The 18534-nt window shown below is 72.9% G+C and carries 18 protein-coding genes; 6 read left to right on the forward strand and 12 right to left on the reverse strand.

Going from position 1 to position 18534, the window contains the following annotated elements; translation table 11 throughout:
• Nucleotides 1-88: 88 nt before the first annotated feature.
• The 3 genes from ACGFT1_RS04695 to ACGFT1_RS04705 are packed head-to-tail and all read right to left on the reverse strand — an operon-like array spanning nt 89 to nt 3141.
• Nucleotides 89-682 (reverse strand): TetR/AcrR family transcriptional regulator, encoded by a 594-nt coding sequence (locus ACGFT1_RS04695; RefSeq protein ID WP_373907534.1) that lies wholly within the window; start codon nt 680-682, stop codon nt 89-91.
• 27 nt (nt 683-709) lie between these two features.
• Complete coding sequence (locus tag ACGFT1_RS04700; RefSeq protein WP_373907535.1) at nt 710-2371, reverse strand: class I adenylate-forming enzyme family protein; 1662 nt, start codon at nt 2369-2371, stop codon at nt 710-712.
• Complete coding sequence (locus tag ACGFT1_RS04705; protein WP_373907536.1) at nt 2368-3141, reverse strand: SDR family oxidoreductase; 774 nt, start codon at nt 3139-3141, stop codon at nt 2368-2370. The genes ACGFT1_RS04700 and ACGFT1_RS04705 overlap by 4 nt, the downstream gene beginning before the upstream one ends.
• Before the next feature lie 170 nt (nt 3142-3311).
• On the opposite strand from ACGFT1_RS04705, the gene ACGFT1_RS04710 reads away from it, so the two are divergent.
• Nucleotides 3312-4568: an exo-beta-N-acetylmuramidase NamZ domain-containing protein gene (locus ACGFT1_RS04710; protein WP_373907537.1), complete on the forward strand. Its 1257-nt coding sequence runs from the start codon at nt 3312-3314 to the stop codon at nt 4566-4568.
• Between the two features lie 81 nt (nt 4569-4649).
• The gene (locus ACGFT1_RS04715) at nt 4650-5945 is read left to right on the forward strand and encodes a serine-threonine protein kinase (protein ID WP_373907538.1); all 1296 of its coding nucleotides are present in this window, start codon (nt 4650-4652) and stop codon (nt 5943-5945) included.
• A gap of 18 nt (nt 5946-5963) precedes the next feature.
• On the opposite strand, the gene ACGFT1_RS04720 is transcribed toward ACGFT1_RS04715, so the two are convergent.
• Nucleotides 5964-8750: a penicillin acylase family protein gene (locus ACGFT1_RS04720; protein ID WP_373907539.1), complete on the reverse strand. Its 2787-nt coding sequence runs from the start codon at nt 8748-8750 to the stop codon at nt 5964-5966.
• Nucleotides 8751-8961: 211 nt separating this feature from the next.
• Between ACGFT1_RS04720 and ACGFT1_RS04725 the strand changes: the two genes are divergently transcribed.
• Nucleotides 8962-9564 carry a hypothetical protein gene (locus ACGFT1_RS04725; protein ID WP_373907540.1) on the forward strand — a complete coding sequence of 201 codons (603 nt, stop codon included), beginning with the start codon at nt 8962-8964 and terminating at the stop codon, nt 9562-9564.
• 140 nt (nt 9565-9704) lie between these two features.
• A complete protein-coding gene (locus ACGFT1_RS04730; protein ID WP_373907541.1) occupies nt 9705-10409 on the forward strand; it encodes a 3-keto-5-aminohexanoate cleavage protein in 705 nt (234 codons plus the stop codon).
• Between the two features lie 11 nt (nt 10410-10420).
• On the opposite strand, the gene soxR is transcribed toward ACGFT1_RS04730, so the two are convergent.
• Entirely contained in the window at nt 10421-10879 is a 459-nt protein-coding gene (gene soxR, locus ACGFT1_RS04735; RefSeq protein WP_373907542.1) for a redox-sensitive transcriptional activator SoxR, read from the reverse strand.
• A 105-nt stretch (nt 10880-10984) separates the two neighbouring features.
• On the opposite strand from soxR, the gene ACGFT1_RS04740 reads away from it, so the two are divergent.
• The gene (locus ACGFT1_RS04740; protein WP_373907543.1) at nt 10985-11446 is read left to right on the forward strand and encodes a MaoC family dehydratase; all 462 of its coding nucleotides are present in this window, start codon (nt 10985-10987) and stop codon (nt 11444-11446) included.
• Between the two features lie 12 nt (nt 11447-11458).
• On the opposite strand, the gene ACGFT1_RS04745 is transcribed toward ACGFT1_RS04740, so the two are convergent.
• The 3 genes from ACGFT1_RS04745 to ACGFT1_RS04755 all read right to left on the reverse strand — a co-directional run bounded on the left by ACGFT1_RS04745 (nt 11459) and on the right by ACGFT1_RS04755 (nt 13685).
• The gene (locus tag ACGFT1_RS04745; RefSeq protein WP_373907544.1) at nt 11459-12082 is read right to left on the reverse strand and encodes a TetR/AcrR family transcriptional regulator; all 624 of its coding nucleotides are present in this window, start codon (nt 12080-12082) and stop codon (nt 11459-11461) included.
• 103 nt (nt 12083-12185) lie between these two features.
• Nucleotides 12186-12473, reverse strand: coding sequence for a YiaA/YiaB family inner membrane protein (locus tag ACGFT1_RS04750; RefSeq protein ID WP_356821805.1), 288 nt, complete (start codon nt 12471-12473; stop codon nt 12186-12188).
• Between the two features lie 60 nt (nt 12474-12533).
• Nucleotides 12534-13685, reverse strand: coding sequence for an acyl-CoA dehydrogenase family protein (locus tag ACGFT1_RS04755; RefSeq protein WP_373907667.1), 1152 nt, complete (start codon nt 13683-13685; stop codon nt 12534-12536).
• A gap of 90 nt (nt 13686-13775) precedes the next feature.
• Between ACGFT1_RS04755 and ACGFT1_RS04760 the strand changes: the two genes are divergently transcribed.
• Nucleotides 13776-14417: a TetR/AcrR family transcriptional regulator gene (locus ACGFT1_RS04760; RefSeq protein ID WP_373907545.1), complete on the forward strand. Its 642-nt coding sequence runs from the start codon at nt 13776-13778 to the stop codon at nt 14415-14417.
• A 58-nt stretch (nt 14418-14475) separates the two neighbouring features.
• Here the strand turns inward: ACGFT1_RS04760 and ACGFT1_RS04765 are convergent, their stop codons facing one another.
• The 4 genes from ACGFT1_RS04765 to ACGFT1_RS04780 form a co-directional block, all read right to left on the reverse strand.
• Nucleotides 14476-15558 carry a Zn-dependent alcohol dehydrogenase gene (locus ACGFT1_RS04765; protein ID WP_373907546.1) on the reverse strand — a complete coding sequence of 361 codons (1083 nt, stop codon included), beginning with the start codon at nt 15556-15558 and terminating at the stop codon, nt 14476-14478.
• A gap of 15 nt (nt 15559-15573) precedes the next feature.
• Nucleotides 15574-16962 carry an aldehyde dehydrogenase family protein gene (locus ACGFT1_RS04770; RefSeq protein WP_373907547.1) on the reverse strand — a complete coding sequence of 463 codons (1389 nt, stop codon included), beginning with the start codon at nt 16960-16962 and terminating at the stop codon, nt 15574-15576.
• A gap of 176 nt (nt 16963-17138) precedes the next feature.
• Complete coding sequence (locus tag ACGFT1_RS04775) at nt 17139-17855, reverse strand: class F sortase (protein WP_373907548.1); 717 nt, start codon at nt 17853-17855, stop codon at nt 17139-17141.
• Nucleotides 17842-18504, reverse strand: a complete 663-nt coding sequence (locus ACGFT1_RS04780) for a hypothetical protein (RefSeq protein WP_373907549.1) — start codon at nt 18502-18504, stop codon at nt 17842-17844. The genes ACGFT1_RS04775 and ACGFT1_RS04780 overlap by 14 nt, the downstream gene beginning before the upstream one ends.
• Nucleotides 18505-18534: the final 30 nt, after the last annotated feature.

The raw sequence follows: 18534 nt of genomic DNA on the forward strand, positions 1-18534 counted from the left end.
CGTCGAACGCGAGGCCGGTGATGAGCCGACCGAAGAGACGCCCTCCAGGGGGCGGGTGCCGACCCGGAACCCGGTCGGGGCGGCACGCCTAGGGGCGCAGTGCGCGCAGCAGGAGGTCGGCGAGGTGGTCGGCGACCTCCTGGGGGGTGAGGGGGCCGCCCGGGCGGTACCACGTCGAGAGGTGGTGGACGGAGCCGAAGTGGTAGTCCACCACCAGGTCGGCCGGGGTCGCGGTGGAGAAGACCCCCGCTTTCTGGCCCTCCTCGACGAGCGCGCGGAACCGCTCGTGGTAGCGCCGGCGCTCGGCGCGTACCTGCTTGTTCTTCTCCGGGCTCAGGTGGTGCATGGAGCGGAAGAAGATCATCGCGTCGTCGAGGTTGTCGATCGTGGTGACGACCACGTCGGCCGCCGCGCCCCTGAGCCGTGTCTCCACGGGCGCGTCCAGGCCCGCGAAGTGGTCCAGCCGCTCCTGCTGGAGGCGCAGCACGCGCGCGTAGACCTCGTGCAGCAGGTCGTCCTTGGAGCCGAAGTAGTGGTACAGCGCCCCCTTGGTGACGCCGGCCGCCTCCACGATCTCCTGCACGGAGGTGCGGTCGTAACCGCGGTCGGCGAAGAGCCGGGTGGCGGCGGCCAGCAGCCGCTGCGGGACGGGCGTACCGTCTCCGTCCGTCGTCCTGGGCACTGCCGCCACCTGCCTTCCGGTCTGCTGCTAGTCGTCGGTGCGGGAACGCAGTTCCCGACGGAGGATCTTCCCACTCGCCGTCTTGGGCAGTTCGGGCAGGATCTCCACCTGACGCGGGTACTTGTAGGCGGCCAGTCTCTCCTTGCAGTACCCCGCGAGTTCGTCCGGGTCCGCCTCGACTCCCGGACGCAGGCTGATATAGGCCTTGACGGTCTCGCCACGGTACCCGTCCGGGACGCCGACGACGGCCGCCTCGCGCACCGCCGGATGGCTGTACAGGACGTCCTCGACCTCGCGCGGCCACACCTTGAAGCCGGAGGCGTTGATCATGTCCTTCTTGCGGTCGACGACGTAGAGCCAGCCCTGTTCGTCCATGAACCCGATGTCGCCGGTGCGCAGCTCACCGCCGGGGAAGGTCTCGGCGGTGGCGTCGGGGCGCCGCCAGTAGCCGGGGACCACCTGGGGCCCCCGTACGACGATCTCGCCCTGTTCCCCGAAGGGCACCTCCGCGCCCTGTTCGTCCAGGATGCGCACCACGGTGTCCGCGCCGGGCAGGCCGACGGACAGCGTCCCGGAGACCGGGTCCACGGGTGCCTCCAGGCCGGGTGGGACGGAGGCGCAGGGGGCTGTGCACTCGGTGAGGCCGTAGCCGACGCGGATGTACGGCCCGAAGCGCTCGCGGAAGCGCTCCACCAGGGCCGGCGGCACGGGGGCACCGCCGGAGGAGATGTTGGTGAAGGAGGCGAAGTGCTCGCGGGTGACGGCGGGGTGGGCGGCGAGCGCCATGAAGGCGGTGGAGGGACCGACCGTGTAGTGCGGGCGGTGCTCGGCGAAGGCCTCCAGGACGACGCCGGGCTCGAAACGGTAGGTCAGGACCAGGGTGCCCGCGCTGTTCAGGCAGGCGCCGAACTGGCAGACCATGCCGGTGATGTGGAACAGCGGCGCCAGGGCGTGGTAGACGGGGGGCTGGGGCAGGCCGAGCCCGGTGGCCTGCCGCTCGGCGTTGTGCATGATGTTGGCGTGCGTGTTGGTGGCGCCCTTGGGGGTGCCGCTGGTGCCCGAGGTGTAGCTGATCAGCGCGATGTCGTCCGGGCGCGGCACGCGGTCCTCGGGGGCCGGGCCGCCGCGGCGGGCCACGGTGACCAGGTCGTCGGCGTCCGCGGCCGGGGGCAGCCGCTCGAAGGACAGGACGCGCGGGTCGTCGCGCGTCTGGAAGTCACGCTCGCACGCGGTGAGGACGATCCGCACCGGCGAGCCGGCGGCCGTCTCGCGCAGGTACGCGTCCCAGGCCCGGTCGGAGCAGATCAGCGCGGTGACCTCGCCGTCCCGCAGGACGTGCCCCACCTCGCCCGCCTTGTACATGGGGTTCACGGGGACGACGGTCGCGCCCGCCTTCCAGGCGCCGAGGACGGCGAGCACGAAGTGCGGGGAGTTCTGGAGGAGGACGGCCACCCGGTCGCCGCGGGCCAGGCCGCGGGCGGCGAGGTGGGCGGCGACGCCGTCGCTCAGCTCGTCGGCCTCGCGGTAGCTCAGGCGGGCGTCGAAGTAGGCGAGGAAGGTGCGGTCCGGTGCCGCGGCCACGGCCTCACGCAGCGCGTGCACGAGCGAGTCGGCGGGGGTGACCGGGGCGCGCTGGGCCTCGTCGAGCAGCGCCAGCCAGGGGCGGGCGGCGTAGCGGGAGGCGGTCACCGGCCGGCCTCCCACTTCTGCTGGATGTGGTTCATGGTGGCGAGCCAGCGGTCGGGGTCACCGGCCCTCGCCTGGTAGAAACCGGCGACCTCGGGGTGCGGAAGGATCAGGAAGCGGTCCTCCGCGATGCCCCGGAACAGCGCCTCGGCGACATCCTCCGGTTCGATCGCGGTGGGCTGGAGCACCAGGTCGCCCGCACTGCCGGTGGCGGACAGCATGTCGGTGCGGACGCCCTGCGGGCAGATGGCGTGGACCTTGATCCCCCGGTGGCGGTACGTCAGCGACAGCCACTCGGCGAAGGCGTAGGCGCCGTGCTTGGTCACGCTGTAGGAGGGCGCGCCGATCATCGTCAGCAGCCCGGCGGCGGAGACGGTGGACACGAACCGGCCGCCGCCGCGCTCCACCCAGTCGGGCAGCAGGGCGTGGGCCGCGCGGACGTGGGCCATCAGGTTGACGTCCCAGGACGTCGCCCAGGAGTACTCGTCCAGGGTGCCGCCGAGGTCGCCGTCCTCGAAGGCGACACCGGCGTTGGCGCAGTAGACGTCGACCGTGCCGCCGAGCGCCTCGCGGGCCGGGCCGACGATCGTGGAGGCGTCGCCGGGCACGGCGATCCCGCCGATCTCCCCGGCCACGGCCTCGGCCTTGGCGGCGTCCAGGTCGTTGACCACGACCCGGGCGCCCTCGGCGGCGAACCGCCGGGCCAGCGCGGCCCCGATCCCACCGCCCGCTCCGGTGACGATCACTCCCGCATCCTGCACGGCTTCCACCATCGGTCTCCTTCGACACGACATTTCGCGCGGCGCGCGCGGCTCTTCCGGGACAGACTAACCAGTCGGTATGTATAAGGGAAAGGGTGACTGCGCCACCCTCGGGGGACGCGGGGAACCGCGCGAGCGACCACGGACCTGCCGGTACCTTCCATCCCCACGGAGGCCATCCCATGCACCTGTCCCGACGGAATCTGCTCGGCTCGGCGGCGGTGGCGGCCGTCCCCGCCGTACCCCGGCCCGGCGCACCCGCGACCGCACCCGCGACCGCCCGGCACGGCGGGCACGTGCGCACCGGATTCGAGAGACTCGCGGCCGACGGGTACGCCCTGCTGGAGGGCCGGCGCGTAGGAGTCGTCACCAACCCCACCGGCATCACCCGGGACGCCCGCCACATCGTCGACGTCCTGCACGCCGACCCCCGCGTCGCGCTCACCGCGGTCTTCGGCCCGGAGCACGGCTTCCGGGGCACCGCGCAGGCGGGCGGTTCCGAGGGCCGCCACGTCGATCCCGCGACCGGCCTCCCGGTCTACGACACCTACCTCAAGAGCGGCCGGGCACTCGCCGACATCTTCACCGCCTCCGGCGTCGACACGGTCGTCTTCGACATCCAGGACGTCGGCGCCCGGTTCTACACGTACGTCTGGACCCTGTACGACTGCATGGAGGCGGCCCAGCTGGCCGGCCTGGGCCTCGTCGTCCTGGACCGCCCGAACCCGGTGACCGGCCGCGAGGCCGCCGGACCCGTGCTGCACCGGGAGTTCGCCACCTTCGTCGGCCGGCAGCCGATCGCGCAGGCGCACGGCATGACCGTCGCGGAGCTGGCCCGCCTGTTCAACGGGGAGTTCCTGGCCACACCCGTAGGCCTGGAGACCGTCCGCATGTCGGGCTGGCGGCGCGACGCGTTCTACGACGACTGCGGCCTGCCCTGGGTGCCCCCGAGCCCCAACATGCCGACCCCGGACACCGCGCTGGTGTACTCCGGCACCTGCCTGTTCGAGGGCACCAACCTCTCCGAGGGGCGCGGCACGACCCGGCCGTTCGAACTCCTGGGCGCCGAGGGCGTCGACGGGCGCTGGGCCGCCGCCGTCAACGGGCTCGGACTGCCGGGCGTGCGGTTCCGGGAGGCGTACTTCCAGCCCACGTTCTCCAAGTTCCAGGGCACGACGGTCGGCGGGGTGCAGATCCATGTGACCGACCGGGCCGCCTACGATCCCGTAGGCACCGGGATCGCGCTGCTCGTGACGGCCAGGAAGGTCTGGGACGGCTTCGCCTGGCGGTCCGACGACTGGATCGACAAGCTGACCGGTTCGGCCCGGGTGCGCACGATGATCGACGCGGGTGCCGGCACCGACGAGGTGACGGGGGCCTGGCAGGACGAGCTGGCCGCGTTCCGGCGCACCCGGAGGAAATACCTCCTCTACAAGTGAGCCGCGCCGTATGGCCAACCCCTCGTGCGCGCAGGACGATACGGGCGCATCACACCGAGGTGCGGGACGAGGGAGCCTGGCATGACGGATCCTGGGACGGGTGTGACTCCCTACTGGGAGCTGACCTTCGACGCGGACGGGGACGGGGACGGCTCCGAACGCGACCGGCTGCTGACGCAGGTCACCGAGCACGGCGTGCGTGACCTGGTCGTCTTCTCGCACGGCTGGAACAACGACCGCTCGGGCGCGACCGCGCTGTACCGCCGCTTCTTCGCCCCGTTCCCGCGGCTCGCGCCACAGGCCCGGCTCGGCTACGCCGGCGTGATCTGGCCGTCGATGCGGTTCAGCGACGAGCCGATCCCGGACTTCCCGGCGTCCGTGGCGGCCGCGGAGGCGGCGGCGGCGCGCCGGGGACTGGACGAGGAGACCCGGCGCGCGCTGTCGCGGACCTTCCCCGGCCGGGCGGCGGTGGTCGACCGGCTGGCCCGGATGCTCGACGAGCGGCCGGACGGCGCCGCGGGGCTGACGGAGTTCTGCCGGCTGGCGCGACTGCTGCCGGACGGGGATCGGGCGGGGGCCGCCGACACCGACGAGAGCGGCGAACCGGCCGTGTCCGGCGGGGATCCGGTGGCCGCGTGCGGGCAGTTCGCCGAGGCGCTGGCCGCGCTCGGCACGGCGGGTGGCGCCGCGCGGTTCAGTCTTCCGAACCCGTGGGACGGCGCCAAGGAACTGCTGCGGCAGCTGACGTACCACCAGATGAAGGGGCGGGCGGGGACAGTCGGCGAACGGGGGCTGGGGCCGCTGCTCGGGCGGCTGGCCGCGGTGGCGCCCGGCGTGCGGGTGCACCTGGTCGGGCACAGCTTCGGCGGCCGGCTGGTGGCGTTCGCGCTGCGCGGGCTGCCCGAGGGGGTGTCCACCGTCAAGTCGGTGACCCTGCTCCAGGGAGCCTTCTCGCACTACGCGTTCACCGCCCGGCTGCCGCACGCCCCGGACCGTGCGGGGGCGCTCAGGGACCGGCAGCGGCGCGTCGACGGCCCGCTGGTGTGCTGCTACTCCCATTTCGACACGGCTCTGGGCACGTTCTACCCGCTGGCCTCCCGGCTGGCCGGCGACGACCGTTCCTGCGCGGGCGGCGAGATCGCGGCCGTGCTGGGCCCGCGGTGGGGCGCCCTGGGCCATGACGGGGCGCAGGGGGTGCCGGGCACCGCCCGGCTGGACCTGGCGGCGGCCCTGAGCGGTGCGCTGCCCGCGTCGGGGTGCGTGAACGTCGACGCGGCGTCCGTGGTGCGGCGCGGCGGCGCGCCGACCGGGGCGCACAGCGACATCGTGCACCCCGAACTGGCGCGGCTGGTGGTGGCGGCGGGCCGCATCGGCTGACCCGCCGCCCGTGTCACCTCAGCGGTGCGAGGTGTACTCCACGACCTGCTGGAACGTCGGCCGGTTCTGCCAGCTGATCCTGCCGTGCTTGATGCCGCCCAGGGTGCGCTGGGCTATCGAGTCGGCGCACCACTGGTCGCCGGCCGAGCACTGGTCGTCGCCCGGGTAGACCTGCGCGGCGGTCAGGCCGGCCGCCTGCTTCAGCGTGCCGAGCAGGGCGTCCCGGCAGGCGCCGAGGCTGCCGCCGCCGCAGTACGTGTGCGCGAGGCCGCCCCGCACGGGCTCACCGAGCACCGCGCGGATGTCCTTGTCGACATAGCTCCACCATCCGTACTGGAAGGAGCTTCCGGCGTGCGAGCCGGTCGGGCCGTGTCCGGCGGACGGCGCCTCGTCGACCGGCAGGCTGCCGGTGATCGCGTCGTACAGGTCGCTGCCGAGCCCCGGCTCGAACTCCGCCTTGACCAGCAGCGGCCACCAGGCGTCCAGGACGCGGATCGCGTCGGCGTCGGCGTAGGTCTTCGAACCGGCCGAGGTCTCGGTGCGCTTGGCGCCCGCGGTCACCCAGGCCTTGAGCTTGCCCACCGCCGCCGCGGCCGTGGGGTCGGTCACCGGCGCGGAGTCGATCACCTTCAGCAGCTCGGGCAGCACGTCCTCGGCCCGCAGGTCGGCGAGGCCCGCGTCGGCCATGGCCTGGACCAGTTTCGTACGGGTCACCCCGCCGGCCGCGACGAGCTTCTTGACGCGGTCGTCCAGCAGGTTGCCGCGGTGCACGGAGCCGTCGCCCCAGGACGCGGTCGTGTAGTCCGCGGCCTGCTTGTTGTTCCAGGAGATGTAGTAGTCCTGGTCGACGGAGTTGGGGTGCGCGGCGGCCGGGGTGTAGTCGGCCGTGTTGGTGGCCGGGTCCCAGTTCCGCCACTCGTACGCCGGCCGGCCCCAGACGGGGAACTCGGCGTCGACGCCGTCCGCCCGGACCGGGTTGTCACCGCTGTTGTAGTAGGCGGTGTGCCGGGAGTCGGCGTAGAACCAGTTGAAGGTGAAGTTGATGTGCTGCGCGGCGCTCTGGAAGTCCTGGGGTCCCTTGACGTAGTCGGGGTCGTTGAGCATCTGGAAGCCGATGATGGAGTCGGCCTCGTGTAGGTAGGAGGAGCGCAGGGAGGTGTAGGCGACCTTCTTGCCGCCGACGGTCGCCCGGTAGGTCACCGGACCGTACTTCGTGCGCCACACGCGCATGGTGTACGAGCCCGCGGCCGTGCCGTCGGCCACCGTCGGCGACCAGGCGTTCTTCTGCTCGACCTGGTCCATGGCGGTGCAGGTGCCGTGGTACAGGTAGTGGTGGTCGTCCTGGCACAGCTCGACGGCGTAGGTGTCGATGATGTCCTGCCCGGACGTGGTGGCGCTCCAGGAGTAGTCCTGGCCGCGGCCGAGCTCCACGTACATGCCCAGCCCCGCGAAGGACGCGCCGCGGGCGCTGATGCCCGGGCCCTGTATCTCCTGGAGCATGAGCAGTTGTGGCGCGAAGTAGCCGGTCTGCGGGCCGAACACGGCGACCGGGTGGCCGCTCGCGGTGTGCGCGCCGCTGACCACGAGGGCGTTGGACATGCCCCGGCGGGCCGAGCCGAGCGCCGTCCTGGTGGCCGTGGCGGACATCTTCTCGGCGCTCGCCGTGGCCGCGCTGCCCGTGCGGTCGTACACGAGCGGTTCCTGGGTGACCGAGCCGGCGTCGGGCAACGCCCCGCCCTGCGCGTCGGCGGGCTTGGCGGCGTACGGGAAGCTGCGGCCGTCGTGGACGGTGAGGGCGGCCTCGGGGTCGTTGCGTTCGCGGAAGGACTCCCAGACCCGGGTGCCCTCCTCAAGGCCGTATTTGGCCTGGGCCGCGAGCAGGGACCGGGCGTTGTCGACCTCGCCGCCCCCGCCGGAGCCGAACAGCGAGCCGATGACGGAGGCGAGGGCCACCATGTCGGTGACCTTGAAGTGGTCTATCGTGCCGGCGTTGGTGATCGAGTCCTTGTGGCCGGTCAGGACGTACTCGCCGGGGAAGTAACGGCCGCTGTCGGAGGCGTCGATGTAGGCGTTGATCCCGGCGAGGTAGGCGTTGACGTCGTCGAGGGCCTGCCGGCCGCGCGCGCCGTTCTTCGCGACCGCGTTGTCGATCTGCGCCTGGAGGTCGGCCTCGGTGTAGGGCGCGTCGCGGTAGAACTGCTGCTCCAGGCCCTGGTTGGCGGGGGCGCCGCCCGCGAAGGAGGTCAGCCGGCCGCGGCCCACGTGCCGGAAGACGTCCATCAGCCACAGCCGGTCCTCGGCCGCCGCGTAACCGGCGCCGAACTCGGTGCCGTACCGGGTGGTGCCGGTGATGTGCGGCACGCCGGACTTCTTGTCGCGCACGATCGTCACGTCGCCGCGGCCGGCCGGCTTCTCACTGGAGGCGACCTGCCCGGAGGGGACGCCGAACGAGGCGTCGTTGAAGAAGGCGTTGATGGTGGCGTCGGTCAGGCCCTTGTAGCCGGTGGCCAGGTCGGCGTAGGGGCCGAGCTGGTCCTCGGCGTGCGAGGGCTGGGTGCCGAAGGCCTGGTTGAGCAGGATCTGGGCGAGAGTCGCGTTGCCGTTCTCGCCGGGCGGCACGATGTCCGAACACTGGCCGCCGCAGTAGTCGTTCGGGGCGGTCGCGCCGGCCGCGACCGCTGTCCGGGTGAAGGGAACGAGGAGACCGGCGACGAGGACGCATACGGACGCGGTCTTCAGGAACCCGGGAAGACGTCGGGACGTTCTCAGTCTGTCAGGGGCAGTACGTGGACTTCGCCGTGGCATGGCGGCTCCTAGCGACAGGGGGTGGCCGAACGTTACCGGCGGTATCCCCACGTTCAAAGGTGAACATGCGTCACTTTCGGGAGTCCGCGAGCGGAACCGGAGAAGAGATGGAGCCGAATCGCCTGTCGATACGTCTATTCGGCGACGTCCGTGCGACGACGACGCCGAAGTGACCGGAATGCAGGTGCAGGTGTGACGGAGGTGCAGGACGATGGCAGGTTTCCGGAGTCTGGCGAGACAAGTACGCGATCCGCGCTGTGATCTGGCGCTGCGGCGGTACTCACTGCGCAAGTGCCTCGAGAAGTTCGCCCCTTACGGGCATCGCGCGACCTGGGACCATCTGTGCTCCCGGGCGGGCTTCGGCCCGGAGGACCGCTCCCCCGATCCGGCGCGGCTCGTGGCCGCGTTGGAGGAGCTGGAGGAGGCCCGTGACGTCTGGCTCGCCTACGAGACCGACTTCACGGAGCGACGCAAGAAGGAGAAGCACGACGGGCTGCGCCGGCCGGGCAGTGTCGACGACTGGCACCGGCTGACCTGGGGCGGCTTCGGCGTCGCCTGGTGCGACGACCCACGGGTCCACCCCGGTGAACCGCTGGCGGTGGTGCTGCGCCGGCTGATCGCCGCGCTGGAGCGGGCACCGGGCTCGTCCTGCCCGGTGTGTGACGGCGAACATCTGGTCTGGAGGTACGGCCTGGACCACGAGCCGTCCTCCGGCCCGGTCTGCGCGGACTGCGGCATCCTCGTGCCCCGTCCCGTGCTCACCTCGCGGGCCCTGGAGTACGCCAGGCGGGAGCGCCTGCTCATGTCGGCCTGAGCGATGGGGTGTCAGCGGGCGCGGCCCGAGCGGCGGGCCGGTACCCGGTGCGGGGTGCGCAGGGGATGCCGCACCCCTTCCGCGCGGCGGCCGGCCCGTGGACCGGGGCCGTCGTCGGCTCCGTCCGGCATCATCGGATCATGATTCAGGTATGTCTCAACGGGCGCCGCTCGGCCGCCGACGGCGCGAGCGTGCCGATGTCTCCCGAGGAGCTGGCGCGTGCCGCCGCGGAGGCGGTGGCGGCCGGTGCTTCCTCGGTCCATGTCCACCCCAGGACACCGTGCGGGCAGGAGAGCCTCTCCCCGCACGTCCTGACGCCGGCGCTGGAGGCGATACGGGCGCGGGTGCGGGTGCCGGTCGGGGTGACCACCGGCGCCTGGGCCGAACCGGATCCGGCCGCGCGCCGCGCGCGGGTGCGCGCCTGGCCGGTGCTGCCCGATTTCGCCTCGGTCAACTGGCACGAGGACGGCGCCGAGGAGGTCGCCGGGGAACTGCTCGGCCGGGGGGTCGGTGTGGAGGCGGGCATCTGGTCCGGCACCGGGGGCGCGCGCCGGTTCGCGGTCTCGCGGCTCGGGCCGCGGGTGCTGCGGGTGCTGGCCGAGGTGACCGACGCGGACCCGGCGACCGCCGAGGCGTCGGCGCGGGCGCTGCTGGCCGAGCTGGATACGGCGCACGGCCGTCCCGTGCTGCTGCACGGTGAGGAGGGCGGCACCTGGCCGGTGCTCCGGCTGGCCCGGCGGCTGCGCCTCGCCACCCGGGTCGGCCTGGAGGACACCCTGTTCCTGCCGGACGGCCGACCGGCACAATCCAACGCCCAGTTGGTCGCGGCGGCGCTGTCCCGGTAGGGGCGCGCCGGTCAGCGGTCCTCCGCCAGGAGCCGGGAGCCCGTCAGGCGGTCGCCGAAGACGTCGTCGGGGTTGGACAGGACGCAGTTCTCCAGGGACAGGCATCCGCACCCGATGCAGTCGGCCAGATGGTCCCGCAGGCGGTTCAACTGCTGGATCCGCTCCTCCAGTTCCGAGCGCCACTTCTCCGACAGCCGCGCCCAGTCCTCCCGGGTCGGCGTCCGTTCCTCCGGCAGCCCGGAGAGCGCCTCGCGGATCGTGGCCAGGGGGATGCCGACCCGCTGGGCCGCGCGGACGAACGCGACGCGGCGCAGGGTGTCGCGGCTGTACCGGCGCTGGTTGCCCGGGGTGCGCCGGCTGGAGATCAGGCCCTTGGCCTCGTAGAAGTGCAGGGCGGACACCGCGGCGCCGCTGCGCGCGGACAACTGGCCGACGGTCAGCTCGTGGATCTTCTCCGGAATCTGGGGCACTCCCCAGAGATTACCCACCCGGCCGGCCGGGCCGTCCGTTGACATCGCCCTCCCGCCCGACCATGCTAAGCAGTTGCTTAGAGACGCGAGCGAGAGGCCGGGAACATGGCAGAACCGAGGATCTTCACCTCCCCCGACGAGCTGCGGGCGGCCGTGGGCGAGCAACTGGGGCACACCGACTGGGTGGAGGTCGACCAGAAGCGGATCGACCTGTTCGCCGAGGCGACCGGGGACCACCAGTGGATCCACGTGGACCCGGAGAAGGCCGCCGCCGGGCCGTTCGGGACCACGATCGCCCACGGCTACCTCACCCTGTCGCTGCTGCCGCTGTTCGGGCCGCAGCTCATCCGGGTCGACGGGGTGAAGATGGGCGTCAACTACGGGACGAACAAGGTCCGCTTCCCCGCCCCGGTGCCGGTCGGCTCCCGGCTGCGCGCCACCGGGACGATCACCGGCGTGGAGGACGTCACCGGCGGGGTGCAGGTGACGGTCGCGTTCACCGTGGAGCGCGAGGGCGGCGGCAAGCCGGTCTGCGTCGCGGAGTCGGTGTCCCGGTACTACCTCTGACCCGGGGGCGGACTACCTCGCCCCCACCATCCGCAGCACGAGGTCGGCGTAGAGCGCGCCGACCTCCTCCGGGGTGCGCGGGCCGTTCACGGTGAACCACCGGGCCACGTCGATGCACAGCGACAGCACGGCGAGCGTGGTGCCCTGCACGTCGGGCACGTCGAACTCACCCGAGGCCACGCCGTCCTCGATGATCCCGCGCACCTCGGCGTCCACCTGGCGGCGCAGCGCGACGATCTCGGCGCGGGCGTCGGGGCCGAGGGCGTCGAGTTCGTACTGCACGACCCGCGCGGTGGTCCGCCGGCCGGCGTGCCAGCGGACGAAGGAGCTGACCGCGTCGGCCAGCCGCTCGGACGCGCGGCCCTCACGGCGGGCCGCCGTGCGCAGGATGTCGAGGGCCTTGTCGTGGCCTATCCGGCTGATCCGGTGGAGCAGCTCTTCCTTGGTCTTGTAGTGGATGTAGAGCGCGGCCGGGCTCATGCCCGCGCGGCTCGCGATGTCACGGGTCGTCGTCGCGTGGTAGCCCCGCTCGGCGAAGGCCTCCACCGCGGCGACGAGCAGCCGCCGGGCCGCGTCCGGGGTGACCTCTTCCCACGGCTCCACTTCGCCGCCGGTCGTCTCCTCCGCCGTACTCATCGCTCGTTCGCCCCTCTCGTGACAGGAGCACCACCATACCGCCGACGGTGAGCGGTCGCTTAGCGTAGCCGTCAGGCGAGGTCACCGGGGCCGGCGGCGCGCCTCAGGGTTTGTCGAAGGGGTCGTGTTCGGCGAGCAGCTTCTCCAGGCGCGCCTGGTCGACGCGGCTGACGAGGTACCCGGCCTCCTGGCGGTCCCGGACGACCTTGGCGAGGGTGAAGGCGGAGGTGACGAGGTAGAGGACGGCGATCGCGAGGAAGCCGCGAACCCAGGCGCCGGCGTCCAGCCGGTAGACGCCGATGGCGGTGGCCGCCAGGGCGACGGCGAAGGACGCCACGGCCTGGCCGTGGAAAGCGGCCGTGCTCTGCTGTTTGACCGGTGTGTCACTCATGGGACACAGCATCGGCGGACGCGGCCCGCGCCACATCCGCCGGGATACTCAGGCACCTACTCAGAACGCCGAGACACCGGTCAGGGCACGCCCGATGAGCAGCTTCTGGATCTGGCTGGTGCCCTCGTAGAGGGTCATCACCCGGGCGTCGCGCAGGAGTTTGCCGACCGGGTACTCGTCTATGTAGCCATAGCCGCCGAACACCTGGAGGGCGTTGTTGGCGGCGCGCACGGCGGCCTCGGACGCGAACAGCTTGGCCTTGGAGGACTCGACGGCGAACGGTTCGCCGCGGTCGACGAGGTCGGCGACCCGCCAGGTCAGCAGCCGGGCCGCGTCCACGTCGACGGCGATGTCGCTGATCAGCTCCTGCACCAGCTGGTGGCGGGCGATCGGCTTGCCGAACTGCTCACGCTCGCCGGCGTACCGTACGGCCGCGTCCAGGGCGGCCTGGGCGATGCCGACGCAGCCCGCGGCCACCGACATCCGGCCCTTGGCGAGTGCGGACATGGCGACCGAGAAGCCCCTGCCCTCCTCGCCGAGCAGGGCGGAGGACGGGACGCGCACGTCCTGGAGGACGAGTTCGGCGGTGGCCTGGCCGCGCAGGCCGAGCTTGCCGTGGACGGTACGGCGGGTCAGGCCGGGCGTGTCGGCGGGGACGAGGAAGGCGGAGACGCCCTTGTGGCCGGGGGCGTCGGTGGAGCGGGCGAAGAGCAGGACGACGTCGGCCCAGGTGCCGTTGGTGATGAACATCTTGGTGCCGTTGATGACGTAGTCGCCGCCGTCGCGCACGGCCCGGGTGGTGAGGCTGCCCGCGTCGGATCCGGTGCCCGGCTCGGTCAGGCCGAAGCAGCCGACGTACGCGCCGCAGGTGAGGCCGGGCAGCCAGCGCCGCTTGTGCTCCTCGCTCCCCCAGGCGGCGATCGTCTTGGCGACGAGCCCGAGGGAGACGGACACGATCCCGCGGACCGAGGAGTCACCGCGGCCCAGCTCCTCCGTGACCAGGCAGTACGTGAGATGGTCACCGCCCGAGCCGCCGTACTCCTCGTCGATGGTCAGGCCGAGGAAGCCGATCTCGCCGAGCTTCCTCACGATGCCCCGGTCGACCTCCTCGGCCCGGTCCCAGGCGACGACGTGCGGGGCGATGTCGCGCTCCACGAAGTCCCGGGCGAGCTGCCGTACGGCCGTCTGCTCCTCGCTGAGTCCCAGGTTCACCACGAGATCACCCCACACCACATGTATCTTGAAAGTCGTACATTTAAATTAGCACTGCTAGTTTCTGATCGCAGCCCTACTATGTGCGCCATGGCCCGACCGCGCAAGCCCCTCCTCAGCCCCGACCGGATCGTCGAGACGGCCCGGGACCTCGTGGACCGAGAGGGCCTGGCCGCCGTCTCCACCCGCCGGCTCGCCGCCGAGCTGGGGGTGAGCGGGCCCTCGCTCTACAACCACTTCCGCACCAAGGACGAGATCCTGGAGGCGGTCGCGGACTCGGTGAGCGGGCTGGTGGATCTGTCGATGTTCGAGGACGGCCGGGAGTGGCGGACCGCGCTGCACGACTGGGCCGTCTCCTACCGGGCCGCCCTGCGCGACCACCCGAACATCGTCCCCGTCCTCGCCCGGGGCCCCGGGCGCCGCCCCGCCGCCCTGCGCCTGGCCGACGCGGTCTACGGCGCCATGGTCGACGCGGGCTGGCCGCCGGCGCAGGCGACCTCCATCGGCGCGCTGATGCGGTACTTCATCATGGGCTCGGCGCTCGGCTCGTTCGCCGGCGGCTTCGTGGACGACGCCAGCGCCTACGACCCCGCCGACTACCCCCACCTCGGCCAGGCCCACCTCCTGGCCGAGCAGCAGGAGAAGATCGACGAGCGGGCCTTCGAGACGGGGCTGACCGCGCTGCTGGACGGGCTCGCGCAGCAGTACCGGCAGGTACGGCAGGGAGCGTAGGGGCAGGACCTGCGGGCGTCCCCGCCCCCCGGGGTCGCCCGGAGTCCCGCGGGGTCCCTCAGAACACCACCAGCGCCCGGCCCCCCTTGCCCGCCAGCATGTTGTCGAAGGCCGCCGGGATGCCCTCCAGGGTGATCCGCTCGGTCACCAGCCGGGAGAGGTCCAGGCGGCCCTCCCGTACGTGGGCGGCGATGACCGGCAGGTCGCGGGCCGGGTCGCTGTTGCCGTAGACGCAGCCGGACAGGGTGCGGCCCCAGTGGAACAGCTCCAGCGCGTTGAAGGTGACCTGCTCGTCCTTGCCGCCGATGCCGACGACCGTCGTACGGCCGCCCCGGCGGGTGGACTCCCAGGCCGCCCGGATGGAGACCGCGCGGCCCGCGCACTCCACGGAGACGTCGACGCCCTGCTTGCCGGTGAGCGCCCGGATCTCGCGCGCGGTCGTGTCGGAGGCGAGGACGTAGTCCGTGGCGCCGGCCGCGCGGGCCAGCTCCTCCTTGCCGGGGGAGACGTCGACCGCGATGACGCGGGAGGCGCCCGCGACGCGGGCCGACTGGAGGGCGGCGAGGCCGACCCCGCCGACGCCGAACACGGCGACCGTCTCGCCGGGCCTGACCTGCGCCGAGTGGTGGACGGCGCCGTACCCGGTGAGCACGGCGCAGCCGAGGAGGGCGGCGTCCACCAGCGGCACCCCCTCAGGCAGCGGCAGCACGCAGGACGCGGCGACCACCGTCTCCTCGGCGAACGCGGCGACGTTGAGGCCGGGGTGGAGGTCGGTGCCGTCGGTGGTGCGGGCGTGGACGTTCGCGGCGCCGTTCAGGGCGTTGGCGCACAGCCAGACCTCGCCGAGGGTGCAGGCGTGGCAGATGCCGCAGGACGGCGCCCAGTTGAGGACCACGGGCGCGCCGGGCGCGACATGGGTGACGCCTTCGCCGACGGCGGCGACCGTGCCGGCGCCCTCGTGGCCGAGGACGGCCGGCACCGGCACCCGCATGGTGCCGTTCGCCAGGGACAGGTCGGAGTGGCAGACGCCGGCGGCGGCCAGGCGGACCCGGACCTGTCCGGGGCCCGGGTCGGGCAGTTCGATGCCGGTGATCTCCAGAGGGGCACCGATGGCGGGCAGGACGGCGGCTCGTACGGCCATGGGTCTCGGACTCCTCTAGAACTGGAGGGACTTGGTCTGGAGGTACTCCGCGAGTCCGTGCGCGCCGAGTTCCCGGCCGACTCCGGACTGCTTGTAACCCCCGAAGGGCGCGAGAGGGTTGAACCGGCCGCCGTTGATGTCGACCTGGCCGGTGTCCATGCGGCGGGCGAAGGCCACCGCCTCCGCCTCGTCGGCGGCCCAGACGGCGCCCGCGAGGCCGTACACCGTGCCGTTGGCGATGCGCAGGGCGTCCTCCTCGTCGTCGTAGCCCAGGATCGACAGGACCGGCCCGAAGATCTCCTCCTGGGCGATGGTCATCTCCGGGGTGACGTCCGCGAAGACGGTCGGGCTGACGAAGTAGCCCTGCTCGCGCGGCGCTTGAGGACCGCCGGCGACCAGGCGGGCGCCCTCGGCGATGCCCTTCTCGATATAGCCGCGCACCCGTGCCCGCTGGCCGGCGTTGACCACCGGGCCGATGCGGTCGCCGTACTTGGCGGCGGCGGCCGCGGCCAGCTCGACGGCCTCGGCGTACCGGTCGCGGTGGACCAGCATGCGGGTCCACGCGCTGCAGGTCTGGCCGGAGTTGGACATCACGTTGGCCACGCCGACGTTGACGGCCTTGGCGAGGTCGGCGCTCGGCAGGATGACGTTGGCGGACTTGCCGCCCAGTTCGAGGGCGACCTTCTTCACGGCCGCGCCGGCCACCGCGCCGATCCGCCGGCCGACCGCCGTGGAGCCGGTGAAGGAGACCAGGTCGACGCCCGGGTGTTCGGCGAGGGCCTGCCCGGCGACCGGTCCGAGGCCGGTGACCAGGTTGAACACGCCCGCGGGTACGCCCGCCTCGTGCACCGCCTCGGCGAACAGCTGGGCGGTGAGCGGGGTGTCCTCGGCGGGCTTGAGGACGACCGTGCAGCCCGCGGCGAGCGCGGGGGCGACCTTGGCGACGATCTGGTGCAGGGGGTAGTTCCAGGGGGTGATCGCGCCGACCACGCCGACCGGTTCGTGCAGGACGGTGGAGTTGCCGACGCGCTCCTCGAAGGGATGGGAAGCGGCCAGCTCGGCGTAGGAGCCGGCGACCGCGATCGGCACTGCGGCGTGCACGGCCTGGGAGAACTGCGGGGGTGAGCCGAGTTCGGCGGTGACCGTCGCGGCGATCTCGTCCTTGCGGGTGACGAGGGCGTCCCGGAGGGCGGCGAGGCGCGCGGCCCGCTCGGCCGGCGGCGTGGCCGCCCAGGCGGGCAGGGCGGCGCGCGCGGCCCGGACTGCGGTGTCGACGTCCAGGGCCCCGCCGGCCGGGACCCGTCCGATGACCTGCTCGTCGGCCGGGTTCACGACCTCGATCACGTCCCCGCTGTCCGCGGGGCGCCAGGCGCCGTCGATGTACAGGGCGTCGTGTGCCTTCATGCTGCTTCCTCCTGGCGGGGTTGCGTCGTCCGGCACTCAAACTAGCGGTGATAGTTTTACGGCGCCAGACATTCCCGGTCCGCGGACGTTCCGGGACATCATCGCGAAGGGCATCACGCTCACGACGGCGGACCGGCCGGTACGGTCGGAAGAACCCGTACCGGCCGGTCCGCCGGTCACTTCGTCGCGGTCAGGTGGGCGAAGACCACCACATTGCTGGTGTAGCCGGTCCGCCGGGAGAAGAGGCCGCCACAGGTGAGGATCCGCAGCTCCGGACGCCCGGAGGGCCCGTAGACCTCCTTGTCGGGAAAGCCCGCCTTGTCGAACACCTGCACGCGGTCCACGGTGTAGACGGCGGTACGGCCGTCCGCCCGCCGCACCTCCACGGGCTTGCCGGGCCGGACCTGGGCGAGCCCGGCGAACACGGCGGGTCCGGTCCTGGTGTCGCGGTGGCCGACGGCGATCGCGGTGCCGGACTCGCCCGGCGTGGGGCCGCCCTGGTACCAGCCGACCAGCTTGGGCCGGTCGACGGGCGGCGTCTCCAGCTGGCGGTTCGCGTCCAGGCGCAGCGGGGCGACGGGGGCGTCGATCCCGAGGGAGGGCACCCGCAAGGATGTCGGCCGGGACCGGGGCAGCGGGCGCGGCGGGGGCCCCGGGGCGGCGGAGGGCCCGGGGCCGTCCGGGCCGGGGCCCCGTCCGTCGGCCCGGACGGCGCCCGCGCCGGGGGCGGCCACGGCGTCCGGGCCGCCCGGCCGGCCGGGCACACCCCATCCGCCGTCCCGTCCGCACCGGTTGCCGACCGTCACCAGGACGGCCACGAGCAGCGCCGTCCTGGCCAGGCGGTAGGGGCGGGTCCGGTACCAGGGCCTGCGTCGGCGCCTACGCGGCACCATGGGGCCGCCGGCGGACCACCCGGACGTACACGACACCACTGACGGCGATCAGGCCCACGACGCCCGCGGCGGCGACCGGCGAGTACGCGGCGGCCGTGTCGATGAGACCGCCGCCGCCCGCGTGCACCCCGCCCTTGGGGCCGCCCTGGTCGCCGTTGCCCCAGGCACCGTCGTTGTGCTGGTTGTCGGCGATCTGGCCGTTCGGGCCCTCGTGCCCCTCCTCCTGATGCTCGTCCTTGCACCGGACCCGGAAGACCTTCTCCTTGGGGGCGCCCGCCACCACCCAGGTGAGGCGGTACTGACCGTCCGCCAGGCCGAGCGGGTCGGTGTGACCCGCGCCCCCGGCGAGCGGGATGGTGCCCGCGACGGTGGCCGAGGTCGGCAGCGGGGGCTGCGGTGTGATGGTGTAGGCGATGGTGGGCAGCACGTCGAAGTTGACGGCGTCCAGGTAGAACCTGCACACCACCGGATCGTCCTTCGAGACCCCGAAGGGCACGCCCACGCGGTGGATCCTGATGTCGCCGTTCTCCCCCTGGGCCACCGCCGCCGGGGCCGCCACCCACGACGCGCCGGACGCCGCGAGAGCGGAGAGAATGACGGTGGCGCCCGCGCGCGAGCCGAGGCTTCGTGGGAGTTTCAGGGTGGGCATGGATGTTCCTCCGAGTCAGACGATTTTCAT

Source organism: Streptomyces sp. Y20 (assembly GCF_043195475.1).
Taxonomy (GTDB): domain Bacteria; phylum Actinomycetota; class Actinomycetes; order Streptomycetales; family Streptomycetaceae; genus Streptomyces.

Coding starts and splice junctions, on each gene's coding strand:
- ACGFT1_RS04705 (WP_373907536.1), bottom strand. CDS start 3,141: ATGGTGGAAGCCGTGCAGGATGCGGGAGTGATCGTCACCGGAGCGGGC.
- ACGFT1_RS04710 (WP_373907537.1), top strand. CDS start 3,312: ATGCACCTGTCCCGACGGAATCTGCTCGGCTCGGCGGCGGTGGCGGCC.
- ACGFT1_RS04715 (WP_373907538.1), top strand. CDS start 4,650: ATGACGGATCCTGGGACGGGTGTGACTCCCTACTGGGAGCTGACCTTC.
- ACGFT1_RS04720 (WP_373907539.1), bottom strand. CDS start 8,750: ATGCCACGGCGAAGTCCACGTACTGCCCCTGACAGACTGAGAACGTCC.
- ACGFT1_RS04725 (WP_373907540.1), top strand. CDS start 8,962: ATGGCAGGTTTCCGGAGTCTGGCGAGACAAGTACGCGATCCGCGCTGT.
- ACGFT1_RS04730 (WP_373907541.1), top strand. CDS start 9,705: ATGATTCAGGTATGTCTCAACGGGCGCCGCTCGGCCGCCGACGGCGCG.
- ACGFT1_RS04740 (WP_373907543.1), top strand. CDS start 10,985: ATGGCAGAACCGAGGATCTTCACCTCCCCCGACGAGCTGCGGGCGGCC.
- ACGFT1_RS04745 (WP_373907544.1), bottom strand. CDS start 12,082: ATGAGTACGGCGGAGGAGACGACCGGCGGCGAAGTGGAGCCGTGGGAA.
- ACGFT1_RS04750 (WP_356821805.1), bottom strand. CDS start 12,473: ATGAGTGACACACCGGTCAAACAGCAGAGCACGGCCGCTTTCCACGGC.
- ACGFT1_RS04760 (WP_373907545.1), top strand. CDS start 13,776: ATGGCCCGACCGCGCAAGCCCCTCCTCAGCCCCGACCGGATCGTCGAG.
- ACGFT1_RS04765 (WP_373907546.1), bottom strand. CDS start 15,558: ATGGCCGTACGAGCCGCCGTCCTGCCCGCCATCGGTGCCCCTCTGGAG.
- ACGFT1_RS04770 (WP_373907547.1), bottom strand. CDS start 16,962: ATGAAGGCACACGACGCCCTGTACATCGACGGCGCCTGGCGCCCCGCG.
- ACGFT1_RS04775 (WP_373907548.1), bottom strand. CDS start 17,855: ATGGTGCCGCGTAGGCGCCGACGCAGGCCCTGGTACCGGACCCGCCCC.
- ACGFT1_RS04780 (WP_373907549.1), bottom strand. CDS start 18,504: ATGCCCACCCTGAAACTCCCACGAAGCCTCGGCTCGCGCGCGGGCGCC.